Source organism: Brevundimonas sp. AVps5 (genome assembly GCF_058681515.1).
In genome coordinates, this window is sequence record NZ_CM178740.1 from 2,854,938 (window position 1) to 2,881,582 (window position 26,645).

Annotated in this window: 30 protein-coding genes; 17 read left to right on the top strand and 13 right to left on the bottom strand. The window is 69.5% G+C overall.

Features of this window, described 5'->3' with window-relative positions; translation table 11 throughout:
- The first annotated feature begins 106 nt into the window (after nucleotides 1-106).
- From ACW18A_RS14465 to ACW18A_RS14475, 3 genes are all read left to right on the top strand, one after another.
- A complete protein-coding gene (locus tag ACW18A_RS14465; protein WP_492022406.1) occupies nucleotides 107-337 on the top strand; it encodes a hypothetical protein in 231 nt (76 codons plus the stop codon).
- A 92-nt stretch (nucleotides 338-429) separates the two neighbouring features.
- Nucleotides 430-2,034, top strand: a complete 1,605-nt coding sequence (gene purH, locus ACW18A_RS14470) for a bifunctional phosphoribosylaminoimidazolecarboxamide formyltransferase/IMP cyclohydrolase (protein ID WP_492022407.1) — start codon at nucleotides 430-432, stop codon at nucleotides 2,032-2,034.
- 167 nt (nucleotides 2,035-2,201) lie between these two features.
- Nucleotides 2,202-2,975, top strand: a complete 774-nt coding sequence (locus ACW18A_RS14475) for a dienelactone hydrolase family protein (protein ID WP_492022408.1) — start codon at nucleotides 2,202-2,204, stop codon at nucleotides 2,973-2,975.
- Nucleotides 2,976-2,999: 24 nt separating this feature from the next.
- Here ACW18A_RS14475 and ACW18A_RS14480 read toward each other — a convergent pair whose 3' ends face one another.
- The 7 genes from ACW18A_RS14480 to ACW18A_RS14510 form a co-directional block, all read right to left on the bottom strand.
- Nucleotides 3,000-3,464 (bottom strand): OsmC family protein, encoded by a 465-nt coding sequence (locus tag ACW18A_RS14480; protein WP_492022409.1) that lies wholly within the window; start codon nucleotides 3,462-3,464, stop codon nucleotides 3,000-3,002.
- Between the two features lie 12 nt (nucleotides 3,465-3,476).
- The gene (locus ACW18A_RS14485) at nucleotides 3,477-4,166 is read right to left on the bottom strand and encodes a GNAT family N-acetyltransferase (protein ID WP_492022410.1); all 690 of its coding nucleotides are present in this window, start codon (nucleotides 4,164-4,166) and stop codon (nucleotides 3,477-3,479) included.
- Between the two features lie 71 nt (nucleotides 4,167-4,237).
- On the bottom strand, nucleotides 4,238-5,278 hold the full coding sequence (trpS, locus tag ACW18A_RS14490) for a tryptophan--tRNA ligase (RefSeq protein ID WP_492022411.1): 1,041 nt from the start codon (nucleotides 5,276-5,278) through the stop codon (nucleotides 4,238-4,240).
- A gap of 42 nt (nucleotides 5,279-5,320) precedes the next feature.
- The gene (gene murJ / locus ACW18A_RS14495) at nucleotides 5,321-6,901 is read right to left on the bottom strand and encodes a murein biosynthesis integral membrane protein MurJ (protein ID WP_492024404.1); all 1,581 of its coding nucleotides are present in this window, start codon (nucleotides 6,899-6,901) and stop codon (nucleotides 5,321-5,323) included.
- A gap of 168 nt (nucleotides 6,902-7,069) precedes the next feature.
- A complete protein-coding gene (glnD, locus tag ACW18A_RS14500) occupies nucleotides 7,070-9,745 on the bottom strand; it encodes a [protein-PII] uridylyltransferase (protein ID WP_492022412.1) in 2,676 nt (891 codons plus the stop codon).
- Between the two features lie 142 nt (nucleotides 9,746-9,887).
- Nucleotides 9,888-12,581 carry a DNA mismatch repair protein MutS gene (mutS, locus tag ACW18A_RS14505; protein ID WP_492022413.1) on the bottom strand — a complete coding sequence of 898 codons (2,694 nt, stop codon included), beginning with the start codon at nucleotides 12,579-12,581 and terminating at the stop codon, nucleotides 9,888-9,890.
- 193 nt (nucleotides 12,582-12,774) lie between these two features.
- Nucleotides 12,775-13,665 carry an aldo/keto reductase gene (locus ACW18A_RS14510; RefSeq protein WP_492022414.1) on the bottom strand — a complete coding sequence of 297 codons (891 nt, stop codon included), beginning with the start codon at nucleotides 13,663-13,665 and terminating at the stop codon, nucleotides 12,775-12,777.
- Between the two features lie 362 nt (nucleotides 13,666-14,027).
- On the opposite strand from ACW18A_RS14510, the gene ACW18A_RS14515 reads away from it, so the two are divergent.
- The 4 genes from ACW18A_RS14515 to ACW18A_RS14530 all read left to right on the top strand — a co-directional run bounded on the left by ACW18A_RS14515 (nucleotide 14,028) and on the right by ACW18A_RS14530 (nucleotide 15,513).
- A complete protein-coding gene (locus ACW18A_RS14515; protein ID WP_492022415.1) occupies nucleotides 14,028-14,405 on the top strand; it encodes an ElaB/YgaM/YqjD family protein in 378 nt (125 codons plus the stop codon).
- The gene (locus ACW18A_RS14520) at nucleotides 14,405-14,809 is read left to right on the top strand and encodes a hypothetical protein (RefSeq protein ID WP_492022416.1); all 405 of its coding nucleotides are present in this window, start codon (nucleotides 14,405-14,407) and stop codon (nucleotides 14,807-14,809) included. The genes ACW18A_RS14515 and ACW18A_RS14520 overlap by 1 nt, the downstream gene beginning before the upstream one ends.
- Before the next feature lie 144 nt (nucleotides 14,810-14,953).
- Entirely contained in the window at nucleotides 14,954-15,079 is a 126-nt protein-coding gene (locus ACW18A_RS14525) for a DUF1328 family protein (protein ID WP_492022417.1), read from the top strand.
- A gap of 155 nt (nucleotides 15,080-15,234) precedes the next feature.
- Nucleotides 15,235-15,513 (top strand): hypothetical protein, encoded by a 279-nt coding sequence (locus tag ACW18A_RS14530; protein ID WP_492022418.1) that lies wholly within the window; start codon nucleotides 15,235-15,237, stop codon nucleotides 15,511-15,513.
- A gap of 206 nt (nucleotides 15,514-15,719) precedes the next feature.
- Here ACW18A_RS14530 and ACW18A_RS14535 read toward each other — a convergent pair whose 3' ends face one another.
- Genes ACW18A_RS14535 through ACW18A_RS14545 form a run of 3 tightly spaced genes read right to left on the bottom strand, consistent with a single transcriptional unit; the run spans nucleotide 15,720 to nucleotide 17,959 of the window.
- Nucleotides 15,720-16,571 carry a metallophosphoesterase family protein gene (locus ACW18A_RS14535; protein ID WP_492022419.1) on the bottom strand — a complete coding sequence of 284 codons (852 nt, stop codon included), beginning with the start codon at nucleotides 16,569-16,571 and terminating at the stop codon, nucleotides 15,720-15,722.
- 2 nt (nucleotides 16,572-16,573) lie between these two features.
- Nucleotides 16,574-17,557 (bottom strand): diacylglycerol/lipid kinase family protein, encoded by a 984-nt coding sequence (locus ACW18A_RS14540; protein WP_492022420.1) that lies wholly within the window; start codon nucleotides 17,555-17,557, stop codon nucleotides 16,574-16,576.
- A 45-nt stretch (nucleotides 17,558-17,602) separates the two neighbouring features.
- Entirely contained in the window at nucleotides 17,603-17,959 is a 357-nt protein-coding gene (locus ACW18A_RS14545; protein ID WP_492022421.1) for a hypothetical protein, read from the bottom strand.
- A 158-nt stretch (nucleotides 17,960-18,117) separates the two neighbouring features.
- On the opposite strand from ACW18A_RS14545, the gene ACW18A_RS14550 reads away from it, so the two are divergent.
- Both ACW18A_RS14550 and ACW18A_RS14555 read left to right on the top strand, forming a co-directional pair.
- Nucleotides 18,118-18,462, top strand: a complete 345-nt coding sequence (locus tag ACW18A_RS14550) for a YMGG-like glycine zipper-containing protein (protein ID WP_492022422.1) — start codon at nucleotides 18,118-18,120, stop codon at nucleotides 18,460-18,462.
- An 82-nt stretch (nucleotides 18,463-18,544) separates the two neighbouring features.
- A complete protein-coding gene (locus tag ACW18A_RS14555) occupies nucleotides 18,545-18,997 on the top strand; it encodes an OmpA family protein (protein ID WP_492022423.1) in 453 nt (150 codons plus the stop codon).
- Here ACW18A_RS14555 and ACW18A_RS14560 read toward each other — a convergent pair.
- Nucleotides 18,994-19,878, bottom strand: a complete 885-nt coding sequence (locus tag ACW18A_RS14560) for a methyltransferase domain-containing protein (protein WP_492022424.1) — start codon at nucleotides 19,876-19,878, stop codon at nucleotides 18,994-18,996. The two genes, ACW18A_RS14555 and ACW18A_RS14560, sit on opposite strands and share 4 nt — an antisense overlap.
- On the opposite strand from ACW18A_RS14560, the gene ACW18A_RS14565 reads away from it, so the two are divergent.
- The 7 genes from ACW18A_RS14565 to ACW18A_RS14595 all read left to right on the top strand — a co-directional run bounded on the left by ACW18A_RS14565 (nucleotide 19,877) and on the right by ACW18A_RS14595 (nucleotide 24,113).
- Nucleotides 19,877-20,683: a ComF family protein gene (locus tag ACW18A_RS14565; RefSeq protein WP_492022425.1), complete on the top strand. Its 807-nt coding sequence runs from the start codon at nucleotides 19,877-19,879 to the stop codon at nucleotides 20,681-20,683. The genes ACW18A_RS14560 and ACW18A_RS14565 overlap by 2 nt on opposite strands.
- A gap of 70 nt (nucleotides 20,684-20,753) precedes the next feature.
- Nucleotides 20,754-21,011, top strand: a complete 258-nt coding sequence (gene grxC, locus ACW18A_RS14570) for a glutaredoxin 3 (RefSeq protein WP_492022426.1) — start codon at nucleotides 20,754-20,756, stop codon at nucleotides 21,009-21,011.
- Nucleotides 21,012-21,851 carry a carbon-nitrogen hydrolase family protein gene (locus ACW18A_RS14575; RefSeq protein ID WP_492022427.1) on the top strand — a complete coding sequence of 280 codons (840 nt, stop codon included), beginning with the start codon at nucleotides 21,012-21,014 and terminating at the stop codon, nucleotides 21,849-21,851. It begins immediately after the preceding gene.
- Nucleotides 21,848-22,282: a DUF1178 family protein gene (locus ACW18A_RS14580; RefSeq protein ID WP_492022428.1), complete on the top strand. Its 435-nt coding sequence runs from the start codon at nucleotides 21,848-21,850 to the stop codon at nucleotides 22,280-22,282. The genes ACW18A_RS14575 and ACW18A_RS14580 overlap by 4 nt, the downstream gene beginning before the upstream one ends.
- A gap of 9 nt (nucleotides 22,283-22,291) precedes the next feature.
- On the top strand, nucleotides 22,292-23,104 hold the full coding sequence (locus tag ACW18A_RS14585) for a DUF6597 domain-containing transcriptional factor (RefSeq protein WP_492022429.1): 813 nt from the start codon (nucleotides 22,292-22,294) through the stop codon (nucleotides 23,102-23,104).
- Between the two features lie 44 nt (nucleotides 23,105-23,148).
- On the top strand, nucleotides 23,149-23,616 hold the full coding sequence (locus tag ACW18A_RS14590) for a DUF6265 family protein (RefSeq protein WP_492022430.1): 468 nt from the start codon (nucleotides 23,149-23,151) through the stop codon (nucleotides 23,614-23,616).
- Nucleotides 23,571-24,113, top strand: a complete 543-nt coding sequence (locus ACW18A_RS14595; RefSeq protein ID WP_492022431.1) for a GNAT family N-acetyltransferase — start codon at nucleotides 23,571-23,573, stop codon at nucleotides 24,111-24,113. Before ACW18A_RS14590 ends, ACW18A_RS14595 begins: the two co-directional genes overlap by 46 nt.
- A 58-nt stretch (nucleotides 24,114-24,171) precedes the next feature.
- Here ACW18A_RS14595 and ACW18A_RS14600 read toward each other — a convergent pair whose 3' ends face one another.
- Together ACW18A_RS14600 and ubiG are read right to left on the bottom strand one after the other, a co-directional pair.
- A complete protein-coding gene (locus ACW18A_RS14600; RefSeq protein ID WP_492022432.1) occupies nucleotides 24,172-24,396 on the bottom strand; it encodes a hypothetical protein in 225 nt (74 codons plus the stop codon).
- Nucleotides 24,397-24,486: 90 nt separating this feature from the next.
- Nucleotides 24,487-25,308, bottom strand: a complete 822-nt coding sequence (gene ubiG / locus ACW18A_RS14605) for a bifunctional 2-polyprenyl-6-hydroxyphenol methylase/3-demethylubiquinol 3-O-methyltransferase UbiG (RefSeq protein WP_492022433.1) — start codon at nucleotides 25,306-25,308, stop codon at nucleotides 24,487-24,489.
- Nucleotides 25,309-25,365: 57 nt separating this feature from the next.
- Between ubiG and ACW18A_RS14610 the strand changes: the two genes are divergently transcribed.
- Nucleotides 25,366-26,640: an aspartate kinase gene (locus ACW18A_RS14610; protein WP_492022434.1), complete on the top strand. Its 1,275-nt coding sequence runs from the start codon at nucleotides 25,366-25,368 to the stop codon at nucleotides 26,638-26,640.
- Nucleotides 26,641-26,645 lie beyond the last annotated feature (5 nt).

Sequence of the window (26,645 nt, forward strand, 5' to 3'; positions counted from 1 at the left end):
ATAGCCCACCAGGACTGGGCTCAAGCAGCGAGCCACCGCGTCGCGAGCGGTAGCTCTCAACAAAGACGTTAACCTTTTCTCGACAGGATTCGTTAACCCTGTCGGCATGAGCGCGATACGACCGGACATCCCCCAGTCCCTGCCCGCCACGACCCCGGCGGGCCCATCCGCACAGGCGAAAGCCGCGCAGGCGGCCTTCTTCCGCGCCGCGCTCAACGAGGTCCAGGCGACCCAGGCTCGCCCGCAGGCCGCGCAAACGACCCCGACCGCACAGCCAGGCGAGCCGGAATCCCCCCGCCTGCCCCGTCTCGGCCAGTTGCTCGACATCCGGGTCTGACTTCCGTCCGTACCCGACCCGTCGTCAGGTGACCCCGGCGCCCTGTGGTGCTAGACGCGCGCGCATCCTCCCCCCTCCCCCGGATTCACCTCATGCCCGCCGCACCCGACTTTCCGCCCGCCCCTGACGCGGTGAAGCCCGTCCGCGCCCTGATCTCGCTCTCGGACAAGACCGGGCTTGAGGACGCCGCGCGCGCGATGCACGAGGCCGGGGTCGAACTGGTCTCGACCGGCGGCACCCGTGCCGCCATCGCCGGGTTCGGCCTGCCGGTGAAGGACGTCGCCGACCTGACCGGCTTCCCCGAGATGATGGACGGCCGGGTCAAGACCCTGCACCCCGTCGTTCACGGCGGCCTGCTGGGCGTGCGCGACGCGGCCGAGCACAGGGCGGCCATGGACGAACACGGCATCGGCCCGATCGATATCGTCTGGATCGACCTCTATCCGTTTGAATCAACTGTTGATTCTGGAGCCGGTTTCGACGCGGTGATCGAGAACATCGACATCGGCGGCCCGGCCATGATCCGTTCGGGGTCGAAGAACCACGGCTATGTCGCCGTCGCCGTTGACGGGGTCTCCATCGGCCTGATCGTCGGGGCGCTGAAGGCCTCAGGTTCGACCTCGCTGGCCCTGCGCAAGCACCTCGCCGCCCGCGCCTTCGCCCGCACCGCCGCCTATGACGCCGCCGTCTCCGGCTGGTTCGCCGGCCAGCTCGAAGACGCCGCCCCGGCCCGCAAATCCATCGCCGGCGCCCTGGCCCAGACGCTGCGCTACGGCGAGAACCCGCACCAGACGGGCGCCTTCTACCGCACCGGAGAGGTCCGCCCCGGCGTCGCCCATGCGACCCAGATCCAGGGCAAGGAACTGGGCTACAACAACATCGCCGACGCCGACGCCGCCTATGAACTGGCCGCCGAGTTCGAGAGCCCGGCCTGCGTCATCGTCAAACACGCCAACCCCTGCGGCGTCGCCGTCGGCAGGGACCTTGGCGAGGCCTATGCCCGCGCGCTGGAGTGCGACGCCGTCTCGGCCTTCGGCGGCGTCATCGCCGTCAACCGCCCGCTGAACGGGGCCGACGCCCGCGCCATCACTGAAATCTTCACCGAGGTCGTCATCGCCCCCGGCGCCGACGACGAGGCCAGGGCTGTCTTCGCGGCCAAGAAGAATCTGCGCCTGCTCATCACCGACGGCCTGCCCGACCCGCATGGCCCGGGCGAAGTCTTCCGCTCGGTCGCCGGCGGCTTCCTCGTCCAGTCGCGCGACCGCAGCCTGATCAAGCCTTCGGACCTGAAGATCGTCACCCGCCGCCAGCCCACGCCGCAGGAGATCGAGGACATGCTGTTCGCCTTCACCGTAGCCAAGCACGTCAAGTCCAACGCCATCGTCTATGCGAAGGACGGCCAGACCGCCGGCATCGGCGCCGGCCAGATGAACCGCCGCGACAGCGCTCGCATCGCCGCCATCCGCGCCCGCGAGGCCGGAGAGGCCAAGGGCCTGGCCCACTCCCTGGCCGAGGGTTCGGCCTGCGCCTCGGAAGCCTTCTTCCCCTTCGCCGACGGTCTGCTGGAAGCCGTGGCGGCCGGCGCCACCTCGGTGATCCAGCCGGGCGGCTCGATGCGCGACGCGGAAGTCATCGCCGCCGCCGACGAGCAGAACATCGCCATGGCGTTTACGGGCGTGCGGGTTTTCCGGCACTAGACGGCCTTCCTTCTCCCGGTGGGAGAAGGTGGCTCGCGAAGCGAGACGGATGAGGATCGGATCTCACCGGCGACGCACGGCCCTCACCCTTTCGCCTGGCCGATCGCTACGCTCCCCGAGGCTCAAGCCCTCTCCCAACGGGATAGGGGACGGCATATGGTCTCGCCATGGACACCCTGTCTGACCGCTGGTCGAAACTTGAACCCTTCACCACCGTCGTCGGTCCCGACGACGACCGGCCGCGCCCCACGGTCCTGCTGTTCCACGGCTGCGGCGGTCTTCGCGGTCACCTGCCCATGTATGCCGCAGCCGCGAAAGAGGCCGGCTGGCGCGCGGTGATCGTCGACAGTTTCGCCCCGCGCGGCTGGTCGCGCCAGTTCGCCATGGCCACGGTCTGCACCGGACTTCTGCTGCGCGGCTGGGAGCGGGGCGGCGACGTCGTGGCCTCGATCCAGGGCGTCTCGGCCCGGCCCGACGTGGACGCGACCCGGATCGCCCTGGCCGGCTGGAGCCACGGCGGCTGGGGCATCATGGAGGCGATGAGCTGCGATCCGTACCCGGCGAAGGCACTGGGCGTGATTGACGCGGAGACCGCCGACCTGTCCGGCGTCAAGGCGACCTACCTTGCCTATCCCTATGTCGGGGTGGCGGCCCTGAACCGGATGCGGCCCTGGCGGCATTGCCCGAAGACGCTGGCCGTCATCTCGCAAAGGGACCACCTGACCACGGTTCGCAACGCCGAACGGGTCCACGACATGGTCCGCAACTGCGGCACCGAGGTCGAGACCTGGATCGCGCCGGGCACCCATAGTTTCGACGAGCCGATGACGGCCCCGCCGATGAAGTACGACGCCGAACTGACCGGCGAGGCGATCCGCCGCTTCCGCGCCCTGCTGGACGACGTCGCCGTCGCGCCGCGCCCGGTTCACGCCGCCGCCTGATGGACACGCTGGCGGTCCGCCGGGTTAGCCGAGCGAGGCTTTGACCCGGACCGTGGCCCTGACCGAGTTGGCCATGTCGCAATTCTCGTGCGCCTCATGGTGCAGGTGGTCCAGTTCGGCCTGATCCGGCTGGCGGCCGACGAAGGCCGTGACGGGCCGCAGGGTCACCTCGCTCATATATCTTCGCCCGGTGCCGTCATGGCCCAGGAGGCCCGAGGCCCGATCGACATACCGGTCCACGACCAGCCCGGCGCGAGCCGCGAAGTCGAGGAACCACAGCATGTGACAGCTGGACAGGGAGGCCACCAGAGCCTCCTCGGGATCGACCGCCGCCGGGTCGGAGAAGGGGATGCGCACGCTCGACGGCGCCGAGGATCCGCGCACCACCGCCCCGCCGTCGAAGGTCCAGTCGTGAGCGCGGGAATAGCGCTTGTCCGTGAAGGGCTGATCGCCCCGGCTCCATTCGATGGTCGCGACGTGCTCGCTCATGCCGGTCTCCCGTTATTTGAGGATCGTATAGGTCATCGGTGCCCGGACCTCGAAGCCCAGGGCGCGATAGAGGGTGATGGTCGCATCGTGTTCGGCGAAGGCATGCAGGAAGACCCCCTCGCCGGACGCCAGGATCTCGCCCGCCACCGCCCGTGACAGGCCCGCCGCAAGGCCTCGGCCTCGATGATCCGGATGGGTGCAGACGCCGCTGAGTTCGGTGAAGCCGTCGAGCCGCAAACGACGCCCCGCCATGGCCACCAGCCGCCCCTCATGCCGGACCCCGATGAAAGGCCCGAGGCGTCGCGTCTTCGACCGGAACGGGCCCGGCCTGGTCAGGGTCGCCAGCGCCAGCATCTCCGGCGCATCGGCCTCGGTCAGGATCTCATAGGTCAGGTCCGGCCCGCCCGGGGTCAGGGCCTGACAGACCATCTGGACCAGGGGAAGGCGGCCGACGACCTCGACACCCGGCAGGTCGAGTTCGGCCATCGGCCCGCCGGTCCGCTCGACGATGCCGGCACCCGGGTGGCGCAAGGCCAGGTCCGCGATGGCCTTCAGCGTCTCCGGTTCTGCATCGGCACCCGAGACGAAGATCCCGACCTCCGGATCGATCCGCACGGCCCGGGCGTCACTGTCGGACGTGACGAAACCCGACAACCGGGTCGTCAGGGCGTTCCACACGGCACGGTCCAGCGGATGGGTCATGGCGACGTCTTAGCGCGGCGGCGATTTCGCGTCAGCCCCGCCGACGACGCCGGGACCGAAACCCGCCGAGGTCAAGCCCGCCAGAAGCCCACGATTTGCTTGACCTCGGCGATCACCGGATCGGCGATCGCGGCGGCGCGCTCGGCCCCGTCCTTGAGGACACGGTCGATCTCGGCCGGGTCGTCCATCAGGCGGCGCATCTCAGCCGTGACCGGAGCCAGGGACGAGACGGCCAGATCCGCCAGCGCGGGCTTGAAGGCGCCGAAACCCTGGCCGGCGAACGCGGCCGTCACCTGTTCGCGCGTCTGGTCCGACAGGGCGGCGTAGATGGCGATCAGATTCCTGATCTCGGGCCGTTCATCCAGGCTCTCGCCGGGCTCGGGCATGACGCCCATGTCGGTCTTGGACTTGCGGATCTTGGCCGCGATCGTGTCGGCGTCGTCGGTCAGGTTGATGCGCGACTGGTCAGAGGGATCGGACTTCGACATCTTGGCCGCGCCGTCGCGCAGGGACATGACCCGTGTCGCCGGTCCCTGGATCAGGGGTTCGGGCAGGGGGAAATAGCCCGGCGCGTTGAAGTCGGTGTTGAACTTGCCGGCGATGTCGCGGGTCAGTTCCAGATGCTGTTTCTGGTCCTCGCCCACCGGCACCTCGGTCGCCTTGTAGAGCAGGATGTCGGCCGCCTGGAGCACGGGGTAGGTGTAGAGGCCGACCGAGGCCCGTTCCTTGTGCTTGCCCGACTTCTCCTTGAACTGGGTCATCCGGTCCAGCCAGCCGAGGCGGGCGACGCAGTTGAAGATCCAGGCCAGTTCGGCATGGGCACGCACGGCCGACTGGGGGAAGATGGTCGACTTCGCCGGATCGAGACCCGAGGCGATATAGGCGGCCGCGATCTCGCGCGTCTGGGCGGCCAGCAGGGCCGGGTCCTGCCACACCGTGATGGCATGCATGTCGGCCACGAACAGGAAGCAGGGCGCGCCGGACTCCTGCAGGGCCGTGAACCGCTTCAGCGCGCCCAGATAGTTGCCCAGGTGCAGGGCCCCGGACGCCTGGATGCCGCTGAGAATGCGGCGTGGGCCGGTGTAGGCGGGAGGAGAAACGACATCGGTCATGGCGCAAGCCGAATGCCCGACCGCCGCGCGCGGAGCAAGGCGTTACTTGGCCGGGCGCCTCAACAGCCCCCTCACCTCTGCCATTGTCACGGCCCGCGTCACGAAGGCGAGGGCCACATAGGTCAGGCCGCCCAGCGCCGTGACTACAAGCAGCGTGATCTCCTTGGCACCATGGCCCGATCCGAGCCCGGTCAGGGCCTCGCCGATCGGAGCCTCGATCCAGGGTCGGGCCCAGGAGGCCAGGGCCACGACCGCGCCCAGTCCGACGCTGGCCAGCAGGATGCGGAGCAGGCGCGAGGTCGCGGCCACGCTGGGCCTGTAATGCCCGCGTCGCCACAGCCGCGCGCCCAGCAACAGGGCATTGACCCAAGCCGAGGCGCTGACGGCCGCCGCGATGCCCGCCACCCCCATGCCGAGGTTGAACAGGCCGATGGCCAGGGCCGCGTTCACCGCCACCGACACGAGGGCGAAGGTCATCGGCGAGCGTGTGTCGCGCCGGGCGAAGAAGGCCGGCGACAGAATACGGATCAGGACGAAGGCGGGCACGCCCCATCCGAATTGCAACAGGATCCCGGCGGTGGCGCGGGCGTCTATGTCCAGGAAGGCGCCGCGTGTGAACAGGCCGTCGATCAGGAAATAGGGCATGGCCATCAGGGCCGCCGCCGCGGGCAGGGTCAGGGCCATGGACAGTGTCAGGGCCTCGTCCATCGAGGCCTGTTGCTGCTCCCGGTCCTCGGACGCGACAGCGCGCGACAGGCGCGGCAACAGGGCGATGCCGATGGCCACGCCGACCAGGCCGAGCGGCAGCTGATAGAGTCGGTCCGCTGTCGACAGCCAGGCGCGACCGCCGTCGACCCAGCTGGACAGATTCTGGCTGATGAAGACGTTGATCTGGGTGGCCGAATTGCCGATCGCGGCGGGGACAGCGGTGATGATGATGGCCTTCACGGGACCGGTAAGGCGGGGCATCGAAAGCCGAACATTGGCCCCTGCCTTGCGCACCGCCCACCAGCACAGGCCCGCCTGGGCCACGCCCGCCACGGCCACCGCCCAGCTGGCGGCGTAGGCGGCCTGGATCGGCCCGCCCTGCGCCGGGACGACGGCGGCGAGCATGATCAGGTTCAGCAGGATCGGATAGGCACCCGAGACAATGAACCGGCCCCGCGCGTTCAGCACCCCGGAGAGCAGGGCGGCCACTGCCATACAGGGCAGATACGGCATGGTGATCTGGGTCAGGACCACCGCCAGCTTGAACCGCACGGGATCGTCCAGGAAGCCGGTGTTCATCGCCGTCATGATCCAGGGCATGGTCAGCTGCGCGACGAGGGTCAGGGCCACGGTGATGGCGGCGACGACGGCCAGGGCGTCCGTGGCGACGCGGTCGGCCGCCTCCTGGCCTTCGGTCTCCAGAGTGCGGGCATAGGCCGGCACGAAGGCGGCGGCGAAGGCCCCTTCGGCGAAGATGCGGCGGAACAGGTTGGGGAAGTTCAGCGCCGTGTAATAGGCGTCCGCCGCCGGCCCGACCGAGGCACCCAGATAGGCGGTGATCACCGTGTCCCGCGCGAACCCCGCCAGCCGGCTGATCAGGGTCATGCCGCTGAAGATCGCCGACGACCGCATCATGCCGCCGCCCTTCCCCGATGTCGTGGCGGAGGCCGGCGGCTGGACCAGGGGTTCGACGGTGGCTGTGGCCCCCGCGATCGGGGCGGCGGGCTCGATCGGTTCGGGAAGATCAGACTTGGACACGGACGAACCTCGATTGCCGTGCCCAGGCGCGCGGCGAAATGTCGCTTAACCCGCTTCCGGGATAGGTGAAACGGCCTTGCGCGGCCGCAGGTCCGAGACGTCACGCGCGCTGGCCCGGGCGGCGGTGATCCGGCGTCCCTCGGGGGCGGCGGGGGCGCGGTCCAGAACCGCCTCGAGCGCCGCATGGACCTCGTCCAGCAGGCCGTCGGACTTCAGCTTCCGGCCACTGCGATCGGTGACATAGAAACTGTCGACCGCCCGCTCGCCGAAGCCCGCGACATGGGCCGAACGGATCGACAGATCGTGGTCCGACAGGGTGCGCGACAGCTCGGCCAGCAGACCCGGCCGGTCGGCGCCCGAAACCTCGATCACCGTGGCATCGGCCGAGGCCGCGTTGTCGATCATGACCACCGGGCGCACGTCGAACACGGCCCGGCGCGGCGAGGACCGGGGCATGGCGGGCGGAGATACGGGCGTCTCGCCCCTCGCCGCCGCCTCCAGGGCCGCGATCAGGGATTTCAGCCGCCGTGGTTCGGCCTGGCCAAAGGGCTGGTCGGCCCCGTCCTGGACCTGAAAGACGTCCAGCACCGTGCCGTCGGCGGCCGTCGCCACCCGCGCTCCGGTCACATCGGCCCCGGCCGCCGCCAGGACGGCCGCGAGGTCCGCGAACAGACCGGGCCGGTCGCGGGCCGCCAGCGCGATCTCGGTCGTCTCCTCAATCCGGCCCGCGACGCAGGTCCGGACCTCCACCGCCGCCCCGGCTTCCAGGGCCCGGGCGACGAGGCCGGCGTGTTCGGCCAGGGGATCGACGGTCTGGATGTCCTCGCCCCGGAACAGGGCCTCTACGGCGGCATAGAGACTGCGCATCAGCTGGCCCTTCCAGCTGTTCCACACCCCCGGCCCAACGGCCCGGATATCGGCCACGGTCAGGACCAGCAGCATCCGCAGCCGCTCGGGATCGCCGACGATCTCGGCGAAGGCCTGAACCGTCGCCGGATCGGAGATGTCCCGCTTCTGGGAGTAGTCGCTGAGTGCCAGGTGATGCCGCACCAGCCAGACCACGATCTCGGTCCGCCGGGGATCCACGCCCAGTCGCTCGCAGGCCCGCCGGGCGGAAATGGCGCCATCCTCCAGCTGTCCCCGCTCCCCGCCCTTGCCGACGTCGTGCAGCAGCATGGCCAGCATCAGGGCTTCCGGGTCGGCGATCAGATGGATCACCTCGGTGGCCAGCGGATGGTCGTCCCTGAGCTTGCCGCGCTGGATGTCGTTGAGGATGCCGATGGCCTGGAGCGTGTGCTCGTCGACCGTATAGGCGTGATACATGTTGAACTGGGTCTGGCCGACGATCCGGCCCCACTCCGGCAGGAACCGGCCCAGCAGCCCGGCCTCGTTCATGATGGTCAGGACGCGATAGGGCCTCTGTCCGTGGGCCAGCACATGCAGCAAGGCCGCCGTCGCCTGCGGATCGCGCCTGAGCTTCGGTGTCACCAGTGCCAGCGACCGCGTCACCGCCGAAAAGGCGTGCGGATGGACGTCGAGATCGTGCTGGTCGGCGCAGACGAACAGGGTCAGCAGCTTGACCGGATCCTCGGCGAACACCTCCGGCCCCGTGACCGAAAGCCGGCCGCTGTCCTCGATGAAGCCGGGCACGCCGAGGTTCCGCTTCCGCCCCGGAATCAGCCGCGACAGGCTCATCGTCTTCTTCTGCTGGCGGGCCTCCAGGGTCGCACTCATGGCCCGGGTCAGGGCCCCGACGTCGCGCGCGACGAGGAAATACCGACGCATGAACCGCTCGACCGCCGGTTCGTCGCCCCGGCCGCGCCAGCCCATGCGGCGCGCCACCTCGGGCTGGAGGTCGAAGGTCAGCTTTTCCTCGGCCCGACCCGCCGCCAGATGCAGATGCGCCCGGACCCGCCACAGAAAGTCGAACGCCTCCTCGAAGGTCCGTCGCTCGCGCGGCGTCAGCAACTCGTCCAGAACCCGCGCGCCCAGAGGGCTTTCCGGGGCCAGGGACCGGGCGATCCAGAACAGGGTGTTGAGGTCGCGAAGCCCGCCCTTGCCGTCCTTGATGTTCGGCTCGACGCGATAACGCACGGCGCCCGCCCTGGCATGGCGATTGTCGCGCTCCTCCATCTTGGCGGCGATGAACGGGCGCGGATCGGCGTTGGTGACCATGCCCCGGAAGCGCCAGAGGAAGTCCTCGGTCAGCTTTTCGTCGCCCGCGAGCGGACGGGCTTCCAGCAGGGCCGTGCGGATGGTCATGTCGGATCGGGCCAGCGACAGGGCCTCGTCCACCGACCGGGCCGAGGACCCGACCTTCAGGCCCAGGTCCCACAGGACATAGAGCATGAACTCCGCCACCGTCTCGGTCCGCGCCGTCGTCTTCCACGGCCGCAGGAAGACGAGGTCGAGATCGGAGAAGGGTGCCAGCACGCCCCGGCCGTAGCCCCCGACTGCGATCAGGGCGAGCTTCTCCGCCTCGGTCGGATTGTGCGACGGATAGAGGGTCTCGGTCGTGAACCGCCACAGGGCCGTCAGCAGTTCGTCAGCCGCCCCTGAATACAGCCGCGCCACCTCTACCCCGGGCAGGCCGTTGGACAGTTTCGTCGCGATCTTCTCGCGCACCGCGTCGTAGTGGGATTTCAGCACCGCGGCGACGGCGGGCCGGACGCCCGGGCCGGAAACGATGGCGTCGAGGCGGGCGTCGAGGGGGGATGACATCAAATCCTCCCCCCTTGGGGGAGGGGGACCACGAAGTGGTGGAGGGGGCCGACCGCATAGGCCATGGGCCGGGGTGGGCCCCCTCCGTCTCTACGCTGCGCTTCGAGCCACCTCCCCCAAGGGGGGAGGACTGAAGCAAACGTCACTTCGCCAGCCCCTTCAACCGATACAGCGCCTCCAGCGCCTCCCTCGGCGTCAGCGCATCGGGGTCGAGCGCGGCCACTGCCTCGTCCAGCACCGACTTCACCGGCGGCGTCGGAGGCTCCATCATGGCGAACAGGGGCAGGTCATCCAGCCGGCCGTGCGCCGCCTTCTCCGTCTCCAGGCGGTCCAGAACAGCGCGGGCGCGGGCGACCACGGCCGGCGGTACGCCCGCCAGTTTCGCGACCTGCACGCCGTAGGAGCGGTCCGCCGCCCCCGGCGCCGCCTCGTGCAGGAAGACCAGTTCGCCGTTCCATTCCCTGGCCCGCATCGAGAGATTGCAGACGTGGTCGAGCCGCTCCTCCAGCCGGGCCAGCTCGTGATAGTGGGTCGCAAACAGGGTCCGGGCCCTGTTCACGTCGTGCAGGGCCTCGGCGCAGGCCCAGGCGATGGCCAGGCCATCATAGGTCGCCGTGCCGCGCCCGATCTCGTCCAGAACGATGAAGCTCTGCGGCGTCGCCTGGGTCAGGATGGCGGCCGTCTCGACCATCTCCATCATGAAGGTGGAGCGTCCCCGCGCCAGGTCGTCCCCGGCCCCGACCCGGCTGAACAGCCGGTCGACGACGCCCAGCCGCATCGCCTTCGCCGGCACGAAACAAGACCCTTGCGCCAGTACCACCAGAAGCGCGTTCTGGCGCAGGAAGGTCGACTTGCCGGCCATGTTCGGCCCGGTGACGATGCTGAGGCGTGCACCACCGACGCCATCGCCGTCCAGCCTGCAGTCGTTGGGCGTGAACGGATCACCCGCCCGCTTCACCGCCGCCTCAACCACCGGGTGGCGTCCGGCCTCGACGGCGAAGACCCTGGAATCGTCCACCACCGGCCGGACCGCCCCGACCTCCTCCGCCCATTCGGCGAGGGCGGCGGTGGCGTCGAGTTCGGCCAGGGCGTCGGCCACCGCCTGCAAGGGCATGGCCAGCGACTGGACCGTCTGACGCCAGACCTCGAACGTCTCGCCCTCCATGGCGAGCGCCCGGTGACCGGCCTGGCTGATCTTTGCATCCAGTTCCGACAGTTCGACCGTGGTGAACCGCACCTGCGCCGCCAGGGTCTGGCGGTGGATGAAGGGGTTTTCCGGACCGGCCCGGAACAACGGCTCGGCGTGTTTCGCCGTGGTCTCGAGGAAATAGCCCAGCACCGCATTGTGCCGGACCTTGAACGGCACGCCGCTTTCGGCCACGGCGCGGGCCTCCAGATCGGCGACCACCCGGCGGCTGTCGTCGCGCAGGGTCCTGACCGTATCGAGTTCCGGCCGGAACCCCGGCGTCACGAAGCCGCCGTCGCGCGCCAGATGCGGCGGCTCCCCGGCCAGCCCCTCGGCGAGGTCGAGCATCAGCCGCGCCAGATCAGGCGACAGGGTCAGCCGGTCGAGACAGGCGGCGATGCGCGTCGGCGGTCCGGTCAGCGGGTCGGGTGAGACTGTGAACAGCCCCGCCAGGGCCTCGGCGATGGTCAGTCCCGCCCGGATCGCGGCCAGGTCGCGCGGCCCGCCGCGTCCGAGCGCCAGTCGCGACACGGCCCGGGCCACATCCGCCGACGCCTTCAGCCCGTCGCGCAGGTCGCGGCGCAGCGAGCGACGCTCCAGCAGCCATTCGACCGCATCGAGTCCATGATTGATTTCGACCGGATTTCTCAACGGCCGGGCGATCCGTTCGGCCAGGGCCCGGGCCCCGCCCGAGGTCACCGTCCGGTCGATGCAGGCCAGCAGAGACCCCTCGCGTTCGCCCCTCTGGGTCCGGTCGATCTCGAGGCTCAGCCGGGTCGCCGGATCGATGGCGAGGAAGCCCGACTGTCCCGACCGACGCGGCGGCGACAGGGCCGGGACCTTGCCGGCCTGGGTCGTCTCCAGATAGGCGGCGACGAGCCCCAGGGCCGAGACCTCCGCCTCCTCGAAGGCCCCGAACCCGTCCAGTGAGGCGACGCCGTAGAGGCGCGAGACCCGCACTGAGGCCGCCGCCGGTTCAGCCACGGCCGAGGCCAGGGCCTGGACCACCCCGCCCGACCCGTCCAGCGCGCCCTTCAGCTCGGGATCGGAATAGAGTTTGTCGGTGACCAGCACCTCCGACGGCCGGAACGCCGCCAGGGTCGCGCCCAGATCGGCGATGTCGCAGGCGACGCAGTCCACCGCCCCGGCCGACAGCTCGATCACTGCCACCGCCGCCCGGCCGCGCCGGATGGCCACGGCCGCCAGCCGGTTGGCGCCCCGCGCATCCAGCAGTGAATCCTCGGTCAGGGTGCCCGGCGTCACCACCCGCACGATGTCGCGCCGGACGATCGATTTGGAGCCGCGCTTCTTCGCCTCGGCCGGGTCCTCCATCTGTTCGCAGATGGCGACCCGGAAGCCCTGGCGGATCAGCCGTGCGATATAGCCCTCGGCCGCATGGTGGGGCATGCCGCACATGGCGATGTCCTCACCCAGATGCTTGCCCCGTTTGGTCAGGGTCAGGCCGATGGCGGCCGCCACCAGCTCCGCGTCCCTGAAGAACAGCTCGTAGAAATCGCCCATCCGGAAAAACAGCACCGCATCCGGCTGCGACGCCTTGGCTGCCAGATACTGGGCCATGAAGGGCGTGACGGCGCCTTGATCAGAAGCGGTCGCGTCGGTCTGCGGCGGATGGGAGAGGGGGGCGTTCATGACGTCCCGTCAGGGTGACGGATCGTCGGCGTCGGCTCAAGCTATTCCTCCCCCATCGGGGGAGGGGGACCGCAGCGCGCTTGCGCTGTGGTGGAGGGGGCGATCCGCGAACGCAGAGGACTGGTGCGAGCCCCCTCCGTCACGTCGCAAAGGCGCGCCGCGCCACCTCCCCCGATGGGGGAGGACTGGAGAATCAGGCCGCGACCCGTTGCCGGTATCCCGCGCTGAGCACCGCCGGCTCCTGGAAGGCCAGGGCGTCCCAGTCCAGGTCGGGACGTGGTGCATGGGCGGCGGCCAGGACCGCACGTAGTTCGGCGGCGGAGGCGACGCTGGCGACCACAGCGGCGACCGGCGGCAGGCCCAGGCAGAACGCGAGCGCCGCCTGCATCGGATCGATTCGCGCCTCGGCCAGACGACGCCGCGTGCGCGACAGGGCGACACCATGGCTGGCCAGATGCGGCGGCAGATTTTCCTGATTGGTGAACAACAGGCCCCGCGCGAACACCGACGACACATGAACGTCGACCCCCATCCCGGCGAGGTCGCTCAGGACGCCCTCGGTCACCGGGCGCTGGTCGAGAACATTGCAGGGCATCTGCACCACGTCCGGCTGGAAGCGGCGCGCCAGAAGCGTCGGTCCGTCCTCCATCTTCGCCAGGAAACCGATGCGTTTGTACAGGCCGCGGTCCTTCAGCGCCTGCATCCGGTCCCACAGGGCGCGACCCTCGACGCCTGCGAGGTCGGCGGCGCCGGAGGCCAGCAGGACGTCGCCGCGCGGCAGACCCATCCGCTCCAGCGAACGCCGGGCACGGGCCTCGACCCGGTCCAGACCTTCGGACAGGGCCACGGTGCGCACGGTCACGGAGAAGGGCGACGGGAAGGGCCAGGCCTGTCCCAGCAGCCGCTCACCGTCGCCGTTCGGGCGCGTGGCGATCAGGGCGACGCCTGCGTCAGCGGCCGTCTGCAACAGGGTGCGCATCGCCTCTTCGCGCGCGCCGACGGGAATGGGGAGCGCGCGCTCAGGCTCGGTCACGACCGCGAGGGCCAGCTTCGCGGCCGGAGAAGGGGAGACGCCTGATTTCACCCCGCCACTCTGCACCGGCAATGCTTAAGCGATGCTGAGGGAGACCCTACCGGTTCCTTACCGGCAGAACGGGGCTCGATCAGTCGGCGCCCGGCAGAGGGCCGACTGATCGTAGGGCAGGGAGACGGTCGGGGCAGGGGCGAACAGGAGAGAGGTCAAAAGCAGGGCCTTGGAGGGACTGGGGATTGGGGACGAGGGACCAGAAGGCGGATCAACGCCGCGACCGCGCCCTTCTCTGGTCCCTGGTCGCTCGTCCCCAGTCCCTCCCCTTGCTGCACCGCAAAGGAACCGCCACGGCAATATGGCGTTGAGCGGGCTAGGCCTGTATCTAAGGCCAAGCTGACAAAACGGAGCGCGGCATCATGGCGACCTCGAAGGCACGTGAAGACATCAAGAACGACCTCAACACCCTCAAGGAAGACCTGAAGGTCGGCGCCCGCGAGGAAACCGCGCGGCTGAAGGCCAGGGCGGCCGAGACCGAGGCCCGCCTTCGCGAAAAGGCCGCCGAGGCTGATGCCCGCATCCGCGAGCACGCCGATGAACTGCGCGATCAGGCCCGTGGCTACTACGACCAGGCCCGCGTGCGCGGCCGTGAGTATTACGACGACGCCTCCGAGCGGTTCGACGAAGCCCAGCGCTACCTCACCGAGCGGGTGCAGGAGCGTCCGGTCCAGTCGACCGCCATCGCCCTGGGCGTCGGCATCGTGCTCGGCCTGCTGCTCGCGGGCCGTCGCCGCTGATGATCGGCAAGGGGCTGGTCAAGAAACTGACGGCGGCCGTCGTGGTCGCCGCCTGCGCCTTCGTGGTGATCGTCGCCCTCGGCGCGACCCTCTATTTCTCGCTCGCGCTGGTCCTGCCGCCGCTCGGGGCCGCCGCCATCACGGCCGGGTTCTTCGCCCTGGTCGCGATCATTGTGGCCCTGGTCTTCCTCAATGCCTCAGGCGCGACGGACGACGAGGACGACTATGAGGACGAGGACCTGGGTCTGGGCCATCGCGCCTTCGCCCTGTTCCGCCAGCGTCCGATCCTCGGCACGGTCGCGGCCCTGGCCGGCGGCTGGATCTTCCTGCGCAACCCGGCCCTGGCCACGATGGTCGCAGCGGCCTTCTCGGAGAAGCCGCAAGGGCGGGGATATCGGCGTTAAGCGGAACGCCTCGGCGTCTGGAACGTTGATTGGACAGGCGGCGTCATTTTCCGGCGTCGTCGTCCATCAACCGCTTTTCTGGAGGCAAACCCCAGGCTTCGCTGGGCTCTGATTTTCCTCGTTCTGGCGCTCGTCGCCGGTGCCTTGGGTGCTGGCGGCGTCGCCGGCCTCTCCATGAACATCGCCTATGTCCTGTTCGTCGTCTTCCTCGTACTGATGGTGATCTCGTTCTTCACCGGCGGGCTCCGGGGACGCGGGACGCGCATATAGCCGGCTGAAGCCAGGTATAAGGAAAAGGCCGCGCCCCCCGGGCAGCGGCCTTTTTCTTGATCCACACCAAAGAACCGGACGACCCGAAACGGGTCACTTTCAGCTTGCCCTTAGGTCAAGTTCCCACTAGCAGACGGCCGCCCAAGGGAACGCCCATGACCGTCGAAACTGATTTGCAGACCATCTCGGTGAACCTGATCGCCTTGCAGGCGGTCGTGCGGGGACTGTGCCGTGCCTGTTCCGGCCGTTCACCGGCGGCGCTGGTGGAGGTCCTGGACGGTCTCTCGGCCGAGGCGGAGCGTCTGGAACAGACCGCCCGGATCACCGGCGACCGCGTGCAGACGGATGCCCACGCCCTGGTCGAAACCTGGATCGACGATGTTCGCGAAGAGGCCCTGAGCAACTCTCGCGCTCAGAATCGGCCCAGCGTCTGAGACGCGGCGTTCAACCCGGCGGTCCTGAACCGCGCGAATTCCAGATTCCCGCTCACGTCATCACGCCGCTGACCGTTCGACAGCCAGGCTCGTCTCTCAGGATGCGTCCGTCGGCGACGAGCGCCTTAAGGCGCCGGCTGACGGTTTCGCGAGGCGGCCGACGGGGAGAACCTTCCTGGGGTGAAATATAAATTGAGGCTCCGGCCTCACACCGCCGCCGCCTCCTTGACCCCCGGCACGGCGGGGTCGGGCGCGGTCTCCGCATGGCGCGTATCCTGACGGCGCGGGAGTTTCCACGACTTGCTGCACTCGAACCGGTCGCCGGTCCAGGCGATGGCGTTGACGGTGATCTGGTGTTTGTCCCAGACGATCTCGTTGAAGCCGGGCGGCGTGCCCCGTTCGCGGTGCGACAGGGTCCCGCAGCCGATTGCGTAGGAACAGCGGTCCGACAGGTCGATCGGCAGGGCAAAAGGCATATGCACATGGCCCGTGGTGATCAGGTCGACCCCGGCCTCGGCGAAGATTTCGGCTGCGGCGTCGCCTCGCTTGACGTCGCCGGTCATCGGCGCGCCGATCATCTCGATCAGCGGGTGGTGACAGGCGAGGATCCTCAACGCCCCGACCGGCGCGGCGCGCAGGGCCTCGGCCGCGCGTCGGGTCTGGTCCAGGTCGATGACCCCCTTGGACCAGTTGGCGCGCGCCTGCCAGCCGCGCGCCGTGGTCACGCCCCGCACCATGACCGAGGGCGAGACGAACTCCCCGTCATGGGCGGGATGGCCGGTCGCCGTCTCGAACGCCTTCCACGGCCAGAACAGCCGCGCCGCCACGTCCCAGTAGGGCACGTCGTGATTACCGACGATGACGAAGCGTGGCGTCGGCATGGCCTTGATCCAGGCACCGGCGGCCGCGAACTCGTCCGGATAGCCCTTCTGGGTGATGTCGCCGGTGATCAGGATCAGGTCGCTGGGCCCGGCGTGGGCGTAGTCGAGCGCGGCCGCGCAGGCGTGCTTGTGCTCGACCCCGAAATGGATGTCCGAAAACTGCAGGACCCGCCCCATGCTCAGACTGTGTCCTCGGGTGCCAGAACAACAGGAATCTGCGGTTCGGGGACCAGGGCGTTGAAGGCTTTGGCGATGAAGGTCACCGTTGTGTCGTGGGGCAACAGGGTCGGCTCGCCGTCCAGCACCGCCGGGATGCGCGAGCGCGACTTGATGCGGATGCGTCTGGCCGGCCGGACCACGATCGACGGATCCTGGCGCCAGTCGCCGAACAGGGCCGTGGCCACCAGGCGGAAGGCCTGGGCCGCGTCGACGGGATTCATCGCCACGGCTTCCAGGCCCACCGGCTCTTCCATCACCTGTGAGATCATCGGGCTGATCAGGACCAGGGCCTCGCTCTTGCGCGCCTTGCCGCCGTCCAGCTCGACCCGGATCTTGCCCGAGAAAGCGCGGCGCAGGGCGCGCCGGCCGTAGGTCCAGGCCAGGCTCAGCTTGCCGGTCCGCATCGCCTCCCGTGCCGGAGCCCACAGGGCGGGCGAGCCGAAGATGCCGGCGCAATAGAAGGCCTGACCCTCGACCGAACCGCCCGAAACACATTGGGACGTGCCGTGTTCCAGAGCGTTTCGCAGGGCGGCCTTCCAGTCGGTCGTGCCGAAGAGGGCCCTCGGCAGCATGTTCATGGTTCCGCCCGGCAGGGGGGCGACCAGCGGACCCTTCGGTCCGGCCCTGGAGGCCACCGCCCGCGCCGTCCCGTCACCGGCCAGGACGAACAGCACGTCTGGCGCGGACGCCAGGGCCGTGTTGATCTGGGCGTCCATCGTGGTACCGGCCAGTTCGACCACCTCCGCCTCGCACGGATACCCGCTCAGGATCGCCTCGACCTCGGCCGCCGCGCGCGGGCCGACCGAGCCGGCCAGCGGATTGACCAGCACCACCACCCGGTTGATCAGGACATGGGGGGTCAGGGCGCGCGCTTCGGCACGCGGCTCCATGGTCGAGTCATCGGGCGTCGGGGTCTCGACGTCAGGCAGCATCGGGTCGGTCACTCGCTCCGAACGCGCCGTCTCGCCGGGCGTTCCGGAGAAGCTTCACTATTGGGTCTTGAGCGTCTCGGCCGTGGTCGCTGCGCCGGCTTCCAGAGCGGCGCCGGTCTTGCCGGCCGCGTCTCCGGCCTTGTCGACGGCGACCTCTGCGGCCTCCGGGGCCTGGCCGATCAGCGTCTTGCCCTGGTTGACGCCGGCGGTGATCCAGCCGTCCATCATTGCCCCGCCCTCGGCCAGCGACTGTTCCTTGATGCCCAGCACCGCAGTCAGCACGCCGAACAAGGCCAGCAGAGTCACGATCAGGCCGACGAATCCGCCGCCTCCGCCGCCCCGACGCTTGTTGCGGGCCCATACCGGGCTGGCATGTTCGTCGTCCGCCATCCGGACCGGTTCAGGAAAACGCATTGTAACTCCCCTCGGACTGCCGTTTCGCAGGCCACGCCCCTCGCGCGCCTGCTTCGACAATCATATGACATCGTTAACCGCGAGCATAGGCGCGGAACCTCTGCCATAATCCAGCGTTCTCGCTTTCGGGGCGAACATCAGGAATGAAGGACCATCTCATGAACAAGGCGATTATCGCGATCGGGGCCGCGGGCCTCCTGGCCTCGGCCTGCGCCAGCGACCCTTACGGCAACGGCTCCAACGAAACTGTCCGCCAGGGCGCCATTGGTGCCGGCATCGGCGCTATCGCCGGTGCCATCATCGGCAATAACGTCGGCAGCGGCAACGCCGCGACCGGCGCCCTCATCGGCGGACTCGCCGGCGGCGCCGTCGGCGCGGTCCGCGGCTCGCAAGCGGACCGCAACGCCCAGCAGCGCTACCGCGACAACCGCGGAAATTATTACTACTGCTACGACAACCGCCAGGACGAGTGCTACTGGGAAAACGGCCAGCGTCGCTACTAGGATACTGAACCGCAAGGTTTTTCAGGGCGGTTCGTCACATGGCGGGCCGCCCTTGCCATGAAGTGATCACGGAGCGGGCCCCATGACGATGCGATCGACGATTCTGGCGGCCGGTCTTGCGGCGGTGGCGCTGGCGGGCTGTTCGACCCTGCGGACGCCGGGCCGGGACGCGCTGGTGACCGAGCCCCCGGCCTGCGCCGCCAAGCGGTTCGACATCTATTTCGCCGAGGATCAGGCGACCCTCACCGACGCGGCGCGAACAGCCATCGGCCTGACCGCGACCCAACTTCAGGGCTGCAGGATCAACACCGTCCGGGTGCTCGGGCTGGCATCGTCGACGGGCAACGCCGACGCCAACCAGGCGCTGTCCGAGCAGCGGGCCCTGGCGGTCGCCGGGGTCCTGAAGGCCGCCGGCTGGCCCACGCCGGCTTTCGAACTGACCGCGGCGGGCGACCAGGGGGCGACGACCGCGTCAGGCGTGGCCGAACCCCTGCGCCGCCGCACCGAGGTCCTGGTCGAGGCCTCGCCGCTCTAATTATCACGCCGCCCATGCTCGACGACGCCCAGGGCGTCGGCGAGCCGGACCCTGGCCGAGCCGCGCGGCAGGGGCCTGGGCTGGCTCTCGTGCGGCGCCCAGCCGGCCAGGTTGACGATCTCGAACGTCGCCGGGATGCGCCCGTCCGCCTCGCCGTGCCGCTCTGAATACAGGGCCGCCGCCCGCGCGATGATCGGGCGGGTCAGGGGGCGGATCGTCCCCGCCAGCACATTGGTCTCGCCCATGGCGCGCAGATCACGGATCAGGGCGAACAGGTCCGGATAGCGCACCGTCAGCCGGTCCACGTCCGCCACAGGCAGGGCGAACCCCGCCCGCTGCAACAGACCCGCGCCGTCGAAGCCGTCGGCAAAGGGCGAGACCCGCGCCTGGGCCCCGCCGCGTTCGGCCAACTCGGCCTCGGTCAGCACCCCGCGCAACTCCTTCAGCGTCCCCGCGCCCAGCAGGGTCCCGAGGAACAGGCCGTCCGGCTTCAGGGATCGGCGGATCTGGCTCAGCGCGCCCGGCAGGTCATTGGCCCAGTGAAGCGTCATCAGCGACACGATCAGATCGGCCGATCCCGCCTCGAGTTCCAAAGTCCTCGCCCCAGGCCCCGCCCGGTCCGAACGATCCCCGACCGCGCGCGGCGTCCCGACCCGACCGGCGGCGTCGCTGTCGGCCAGGGCCTCGGCGAAGGGCCCGGGATGCGCCGACAGGTCGACGGCGACCGGAAACTCCCGCAAGGTCGCCTCCAGGCTGAGAACGGCGTTCTCGGCGGCGCGGCGGTGCAGGAAGTCGGCGTCGACGAACCGGCGCTCGGACCGCGCCAGCCGGGCCGCCCGCCGCGCGGTGTCGAAGATCAGGGGAGGGCCGGTCTCGGTCATGGCTGTTCAGGATGGGGGTTGGGGAGGGCGTTGGGAAGACGGCCGGTCGCGGATCGGTCGCGGACTGACGTCGTTCGGGCGCGGTCTCGCCGATCTGATCCTGCCGCCCATGGCCCACGACAGCCGCGAAGCCACGGCCGCCGCCGGCCTGACGGCGGGTGCCTGGAGCCGGGTGATCTTTCTGGAGGACCCGGTCTGCGACGGCTGCGGGGCGGCGTTCGAATATGACGGCGGCGACTTCGCCTCGGATCGCTGTGCCGCCTGTATCGCCCAGCCCTATGGTTTCGCCCGGACCCGCGCCGCCTGCATCTACGACACCGCCTCGCGCGGCCTGATCCTGAAGTTCAAACATGGCGACCAACAGCAGTTCGCCTCCCTGTTCGCCCGCTGGCTGGGCCGCGCCGCCGCGCCCCTGATCGAGGACTGCGACGCCGTCGTGCCCGTGCCGCTGCACCCGTCGCGGCTTCTGGCCCGGCGTTTCAACCAGGCCGCCGAGATCGCCCGACCGATGGCCCGGTCGGCGAAGCGCGACTATCTGCCCGACGCCCTGATCCGCGCCCGTGCCACGGGGACCCAGGGTGGGCTCAGCCTGAGGGGCCGCAAATTCAATGTGAAGTCCGCCTTCGCCGTCAGTGAGTCCGGGGCGCGACAGGTGCGAGGGCGGCGCATCCTGCTGGTCGACGATGTCCTGACCACCGGGGCCACGGCCGAGGCCTGCGCCCGGGCCTTGCTGGGAGCCGGAGCCCGCGCCGTGGACCTTGCCGTCATCGCGAGGGTGCGAACCGCGCGGGAACTGCCTAGATAGGCGGACGGTTCGACCGGCACGGCCATTACACCGTGGACGGTCGATCAGACTGAACTTTCGGAGATCCGCCTTGGCTGACGTCGTCCTCTACACCAAACCCGCTTGTCCCTACTGCATCGCGGCCATCGGCCTGCTGACGCGCAAGGGCGTCGATTTCACCGAGATCGTGGCCTCCAGCGATCCGGAAAAGAAGGCCGAGATGGTCCAGAAGTCCGGCGGCAAGGCCACCTTCCCCCAGATCTTCATCGACGGAAACCACATCGGCGGTTCCGATGACATGAGCGCGCTGGACCGGCGCGGCCAGCTCGACGCGCTTCTGGCGGCCTGAATGTCAGCAAGCCTGCCCATCGCCCTGATCCAGACGCGCACGCCGGCGACCCAGGCGGCGGCCCTGGCCCATGTCGAACCCCTGATCCGTCAGGCGGCCGTCGAGGGGGCGAAGTTTATCCTGACGCCCGAAGGGTCGAACCTGCTGGAACAGCGCAAGGACCGGCGCGGCCTGGCCATCGTCAGCGAGCGACAGGACGCGGTGGTTCTGGGTCTCCGTCATCTGGCGGCGGAGCTGGGCGTCTGGATCCTGATCGGCTCGGCCATCGTCAAGTCGGAGCATGCCGGGGACGACCGGGCGGCCAACCGTTCGTTGGTGATCGACGCCAACGGCGGCATCGTCGCCCGTTATGACAAGCTGCATGTCTTCGACGTCGACCTGCCCAACGGCGAGACCTATCGCGAGAGCTCAAGCATCCGTCCGGGCGACGGCGCGGCCCTGGCCGATACGCCCTGGGGCCGTCTGGGGCTGGCGGTCTGCTACGACATCCGCTTCCCCCACCTGTTCCGCCAGCTGGCCAAGGCCGGGGCCTGCATGATCTCGGTCCCCGCCGCCTTCACCGTCCCGACCGGCGAGGCCCATTGGGAGACCCTGCTCCGCGCCCGCGCCATCGAGACCGGCGCCTTCGTCCTGGCCCCGGCCCAGGGTGGCACGCACGAGGACGGTCGCAAGACCTGGGGCCGATCGACCGTCGTCGGACCCTGGGGCGAGATCGTCGCCAAACTGGATCATGACGAGCCCGGCGTGCTCCACGCGAGGCTCGACTTTGCCGCCGTCGAAAAGGCCCGCACTTCGGTGCCCGCCCTGCGTCACGACCGTGACTTCGCGGCCCCCCGATGATCCGCTACGCCCTCGCCTGTGATCACGACCACCCTTTCGAGGCCTGGTTCAGCTCGTCCTCGGACTATGACGACCAGGCGGCGCGCGGTCTGGTCGAATGCCCTTTTTGCGGCTCCCGGGCCGTCGCGAAACAGATCATGGCCCCGGCGGTGGCGGGCACGAAAAAGCGCGGCACCGATCCGGACATGGCGGCGAAGGTCCAGACCATGATGCTGCAGGCTGCCCGCGAGGTGCGCAGCCATGTCGAGGCGAATTTCGACTATGTCGGCGACACCTTCGCCCGCGAGGCCCGCGCCATTCACGAGGGCACGACGGAGAAACGCGAGATCTACGGCGAGGCCACGCCCGCCGAGGTCAGGGCGCTGAAGGAAGACGGCGTGCCCTGCGCCGCCCTGCCGCCGGCCCCCGTGGATCCGGCCAAGGTCAACTGAGGAGTGGGCGTGGGGGAACGCTACGCCGAGTTTCCGCCGCCGCCGTCCCTGGCCCCCTGGGTCAAGGTGGTCTGGACCTATGCCAACCCCGACCCCTCCGACACCGTCCAGCGCATCGCCCCGGACGGCTGTCCCGAACTGATCCTGGACATCGGCGCGCCGTATGAGGAGGAGGGGCCGGACGGGGCCTGGGCGCTCCAGCCCCCGGCCCTGTTCGCCGGCCAGATGACCCGGCCCATCGCCATCCGGCCGGTCGGACCGGTCGAGCTGGTCGCCGTCCGCTTCCATCCCGACGGTGCCCGCGACTGGCTGGGCGCTCCGCTGAACACCGCGACGGACGCAAGGCTGGACATGGTCGCGCGGCTCAGGGGCGTCGCCCCGCCCGCCGGCGATCCCGAGGCCCAGGCAAAGGCCATGACCGACCGGCTGGAGGCGCTGCGGCTCGCACAGGGCTGGACCGTCGATCGGCTCGTGCGCGCCGAGGTCGAGGCGATGATGGACGATGCGCCCGCCGCCGTGCGCTCGCCGGCAGACCAGCGGGCCCTGCAGCGCCGCTTCCTCGACCGGGTCGGGGTCTCGCCGCGCATGCTGCGCTCGGTGATGCGGTTTCGGCGGGTGTTCGACCATGTCCAGCCGGGCGAGGAATCCTCCGGCTGGCTCGAGGCCGGGCTGGGCGCCGGCTATTTCGACCAGCCCCAGATGGCGCGGGACTTCCGCCGCTTCCTCGGCTGCACGGCGACGGAATGGGCGCGCGAACAGGTCGAACTGGCCCGGGCCATCGCGTCGCAAACCTACAAGCCCGGCCCGCCGCATCTGGCCTAGGTCCTGATCCGTCGCCGCCCGACGCGGCCTGGGGAGACACACGAATGACCATCCTGACCGCCCTGTTCGCCGCCGGCGTCCTGCAGACCGCCCCCGTCACCGCCGACCAGCTTTCCTGGATGGGCGGCTACTGGCTGGCCTGCGAGGGCGGGCGCGAGGTGTCGGAGACCTGGAGCGATCCGCGCGGCGGCCTGATGGCAGGCCACGCGGTCACCCTGCAGAACGGCCGGGCCAGTTTCGAACTGGCGCGCATCGCCCCGTCCGCGCCGGGCGCAGGCGTCGCCTATTTTGCGGGCGTCGGAGGCGCCCCGGCCGTGGTCTTCCCCGCCGTCGAGGCCAGCGGAACGCGGGTCGTGTTCGAGAACGCCGCCCACGACTTTCCACAGCGCGTCATCTACGAACGTGACGGAGACGTCCTGAAGGCCCGGATCGAGGGCCAGATGGGCGACCGGCAACAGGCGATGGCATGGGAATATCGCAAGGCGGACCTGAACGCGCGCTGCCCGGCCTGAGCGAACAGGCGGGCTGGCGGTCGATGACGGCCGCCGATCTCGACCGCGTCGCCGAGATCGCCGTCACCGGCTTTCCCGACCATTTCGAGGGTCGCCCCTGTTTCGCGAACCGGCTGGCGCTGAATGCGCCGGGATGTTTCGTGCTGCAGACGCCGGACGGGCTGGAGGGTTATCTGGTCGCCTATCCCTGGGCGAAGGATGCGGCGCCGACCCTGAACACCCTGATCGAGGCCATCCCGACGGACGCCGGGGTCCTGTATCTGCACGACCTCGCCCTGACCCCGGCGGTCCGGGGTCAGGGCTGGTCGAAACCGGCCGTAGCGGCGGTGGTCGATCTGGCCAGGGCGGGCGGCTGGGCGACCATCGCCCTCGTCGCCGTCAACGACGCCGTCGACTTCTGGCGCGGTCACGGTTTCGAGGTGCGGCAGACGCCGGAGATGGCGGCCAGACTGGCCAGCTACGGCTCCGACGCCCGCTATATGACTCGCGCGGTCTAGAGCAGGATTCACGCTTTCGACAGAAGCGCGAAGCGCTTCCGTCTCAAACGATCAGGCTCTAGCTGCGGGTCCAGCCCTTCTCGGCCATGCAGGCGCGGAAGGCGTCGCGGCTCTCGGTGCGTTCGTCGCACTCGTCGCGGGCGGCGTCGAACGGCTGGGCGTCGTTGCCGTGCCAGGCGGTCTCGTCGTTGAAGTCGGCGCCGTTCACCATGATGCATCCCGAGGTCATCAGGGCGGAGGCGAGGACGGCGGCGGTGGCGGTCAGGGTCAGCAGGCGTTTCATTGGATGCTCCATTGTTATGAGCCCCGAATGCCAGCCTGATCGGCCGGAATCCCGTTACAAAACCGACAGCCAGATGAAATCGCCGTAAGGTTACGCTTGATTTCGCGTGGCCAGCATCATGAAGTTGATGTCGGCGTCGGCGCTCTCGCTCCAGCGATCGTTGAGTAGCGACCAGTTGAGGCCGAAGGGGCCGGTCACCTCCAGAGGCTCGCCCGCCAGCATGGTCCGGATTTCGTCGGGCTTGAGGAACTGGCGCCAGACATGCGTCCCCGCCGGCACCCAGCGCAGGATGTATTCCGCTGCGATCTTGCCGAGCGCCAGAGACTTCAGGGTGCGGTTCAGTGTCGCCACCACCATGATCCCGCCCGGTGCGACCAGCCGCGAACAGGCTTGGATGAAGGCCTGCGGGTCGGCGACGTGTTCGATGATCTCCAGCACCAGAACGACATCGAACGGCCCCGCGCCCTCCGCCTCGACCTGTTCGACGGTCGCGGCCCGATAGCTGATGTCGAGGCCCTGTTCGGCCGCGTGGGCCCGGGCCGTGCCGATGTTCTCGGAAGAGGCGTCAACCGCCGTGACCTCGAACCCCATCCGCCGCATCGGTTCGGCGATCAGCCCGCCGCCGCAGCCGATGTCGATCAGGGTGAGGCCGGCGAAGGCAGCGCGGGTCTTCGGGTCGCGGCCGAACCTTTCGGCGACCCGATCCCGGATGAAGGCGAGGCGCGCCGGATTGAACCTGTGCAAGGGCGCGAACGGCCCCGTCGTGTCCCACCATTCTGCCGCCTGGGCCGAGAACCGGGCCACGTCGGCGGGGTCGATGCTCGCGCCCTTTGCCGACTCGGGGGCCGTATCCGGAAAACCTTGCCCCGTTTGGGGTTTGCGCATCGTCGACGGGTCGGTAGAAGCGGCCATGGGCGCAAGGGTGAACCCCTTTTGCGGCCCTCTGGCAAGACGGGGACAAACGCCACGATGACGCGGCCGACAACCAAACGACTGGTGATGAAGTTCGGCGGCACCTCCATGGGCGACCTGGAGCGGATTCGCCGGGCCGCACGCATCGTCGCGGCCGAGGTCAGGGCCGGGCATTCGGTGGCCGTCGTCGTCTCGGCCATGGCGGGCAAGACCAATGAACTGGTGGCCTGGACCGACGGCGCCGGCGGGGCCGCGCCCGGCCTGCCGCTGTCGGACGACGAGTATGACGTCGTCGTCGCCTCGGGCGAACAGGTGACCTCGGGCCTGCTGGCGCTGACGCTGCGCAATATGGGTCTGAACGCCCGCAGCTGGATGGGCTGGCAGATCCCCATCCTCACCGACGAGGAGCACGCCCGCGCCCGCATCGTCGATGTTCCCGGCGAGAAACTGGGCGCCGCGCTCGACGGCGGCGAGATCGCGATCATCCCGGGCTTCCAGGGCGTCACGCCCGGCGGCCGGATCACCACCCTGGGCCGGGGCGGGTCGGACACCTCGGCCGTCGCCGTGGCCGCTGCCCTCGGCTGCGCCTGCGACATCTATACGGACGTGGACGGGGTCTACACGACCGACCCTCGCATCGAATCGAGGGCACGACGGCTGGAGAGGGTCTCCTACGAGGAGATGCTGGAGATGGCGTCCCTCGGGGCGAAGGTGCTCCAGACCCGCTCGGTCGAGCTGGCCATGGGGATGCAGGTGCCGGTGCGCGTGCTCTCCAGCTTCATCGAACCCGACGAAAACGGCGTGCTGCCCGCCAAGTCCGGCACCCTGATCTGCGACGAGGAGGAAATCGTGGAAAAACGCATCGTGTCCGGCGTGACCATGAGCCGCGACGAGGCCCGCATCACCCTGCTGGGCCTGTCCGACCGGGTCGACGCCCCTGCCGACGTCTTCACGCTCCTGGCCGAGGCCAGCGTCAACGTGGACATGATCGTCCAGTCCCAGGCCCGCAACGAGGGGGCGGTCAACCTGACCTTCACCACGGGCCGGCGAGACGCCTCGCGCGCCGCCGAGCTGATGCGCGCGGCCCAGACCGACCTCGGCTTCGAGGAGATCCGCGTCGACGAGGATGTGGCCAAGGTCTCGGTCATCGGCGTCGGCATGCGCAGTCATGCGGGTGTCGCCCAGACCATGTTCAAGGCCCTGGCGGACAAGGGCGTGAAGTTCCAGGCCATCTCGACCTCGGAGATCAAGATCAGCGTCCTGATCGACGCCGCCTATGCCGAGCTGGCCGTTCGCGCCCTGCATTCGGCCTATGGGCTGGAAGCGGTATAGTATCG

Coding starts and splice junctions, on each gene's coding strand:
- ACW18A_RS14520 (WP_492022416.1), top strand. CDS start 14,405: ATGATCGGCAAGGGGCTGGTCAAGAAACTGACGGCGGCCGTCGTGGTC.
- ACW18A_RS14610 (WP_492022434.1), top strand. CDS start 25,366: ATGACGCGGCCGACAACCAAACGACTGGTGATGAAGTTCGGCGGCACC.
- ACW18A_RS14575 (WP_492022427.1), top strand. CDS start 21,012: ATGTCAGCAAGCCTGCCCATCGCCCTGATCCAGACGCGCACGCCGGCG.
- murJ (WP_492024404.1), bottom strand. CDS start 6,901: ATGATGCGGTCGTCGGCGATCTTCAGCGGCATGACCCTGATCAGCCGG.
- ACW18A_RS14600 (WP_492022432.1), bottom strand. CDS start 24,396: ATGAAACGCCTGCTGACCCTGACCGCCACCGCCGCCGTCCTCGCCTCC.
- ACW18A_RS14595 (WP_492022431.1), top strand. CDS start 23,571: ATGGGAATATCGCAAGGCGGACCTGAACGCGCGCTGCCCGGCCTGAGC.
- ubiG (WP_492022433.1), bottom strand. CDS start 25,308: ATGGCCGCTTCTACCGACCCGTCGACGATGCGCAAACCCCAAACGGGG.
- ACW18A_RS14485 (WP_492022410.1), bottom strand. CDS start 4,166: ATGACCCATCCGCTGGACCGTGCCGTGTGGAACGCCCTGACGACCCGG.
- ACW18A_RS14550 (WP_492022422.1), top strand. CDS start 18,118: ATGAACAAGGCGATTATCGCGATCGGGGCCGCGGGCCTCCTGGCCTCG.
- ACW18A_RS14475 (WP_492022408.1), top strand. CDS start 2,202: ATGGACACCCTGTCTGACCGCTGGTCGAAACTTGAACCCTTCACCACC.
- mutS (WP_492022413.1), bottom strand. CDS start 12,581: ATGAACGCCCCCCTCTCCCATCCGCCGCAGACCGACGCGACCGCTTCT.
- ACW18A_RS14480 (WP_492022409.1), bottom strand. CDS start 3,464: ATGAGCGAGCACGTCGCGACCATCGAATGGAGCCGGGGCGATCAGCCC.
- ACW18A_RS14535 (WP_492022419.1), bottom strand. CDS start 16,571: ATGGGGCGGGTCCTGCAGTTTTCGGACATCCATTTCGGGGTCGAGCAC.
- ACW18A_RS14565 (WP_492022425.1), top strand. CDS start 19,877: ATGGCTGTTCAGGATGGGGGTTGGGGAGGGCGTTGGGAAGACGGCCGG.
- ACW18A_RS14530 (WP_492022418.1), top strand. CDS start 15,235: ATGACCGTCGAAACTGATTTGCAGACCATCTCGGTGAACCTGATCGCC.
- ACW18A_RS14555 (WP_492022423.1), top strand. CDS start 18,545: ATGACGATGCGATCGACGATTCTGGCGGCCGGTCTTGCGGCGGTGGCG.
- ACW18A_RS14590 (WP_492022430.1), top strand. CDS start 23,149: ATGACCATCCTGACCGCCCTGTTCGCCGCCGGCGTCCTGCAGACCGCC.
- ACW18A_RS14560 (WP_492022424.1), bottom strand. CDS start 19,878: ATGACCGAGACCGGCCCTCCCCTGATCTTCGACACCGCGCGGCGGGCG.
- ACW18A_RS14465 (WP_492022406.1), top strand. CDS start 107: ATGAGCGCGATACGACCGGACATCCCCCAGTCCCTGCCCGCCACGACC.
- ACW18A_RS14545 (WP_492022421.1), bottom strand. CDS start 17,959: ATGCGTTTTCCTGAACCGGTCCGGATGGCGGACGACGAACATGCCAGC.
- ACW18A_RS14580 (WP_492022428.1), top strand. CDS start 21,848: ATGATCCGCTACGCCCTCGCCTGTGATCACGACCACCCTTTCGAGGCC.
- ACW18A_RS14515 (WP_492022415.1), top strand. CDS start 14,028: ATGGCGACCTCGAAGGCACGTGAAGACATCAAGAACGACCTCAACACC.
- trpS (WP_492022411.1), bottom strand. CDS start 5,278: ATGACCGATGTCGTTTCTCCTCCCGCCTACACCGGCCCACGCCGCATT.
- purH (WP_492022407.1), top strand. CDS start 430: ATGCCCGCCGCACCCGACTTTCCGCCCGCCCCTGACGCGGTGAAGCCC.
- glnD (WP_492022412.1), bottom strand. CDS start 9,745: ATGTCATCCCCCCTCGACGCCCGCCTCGACGCCATCGTTTCCGGCCCG.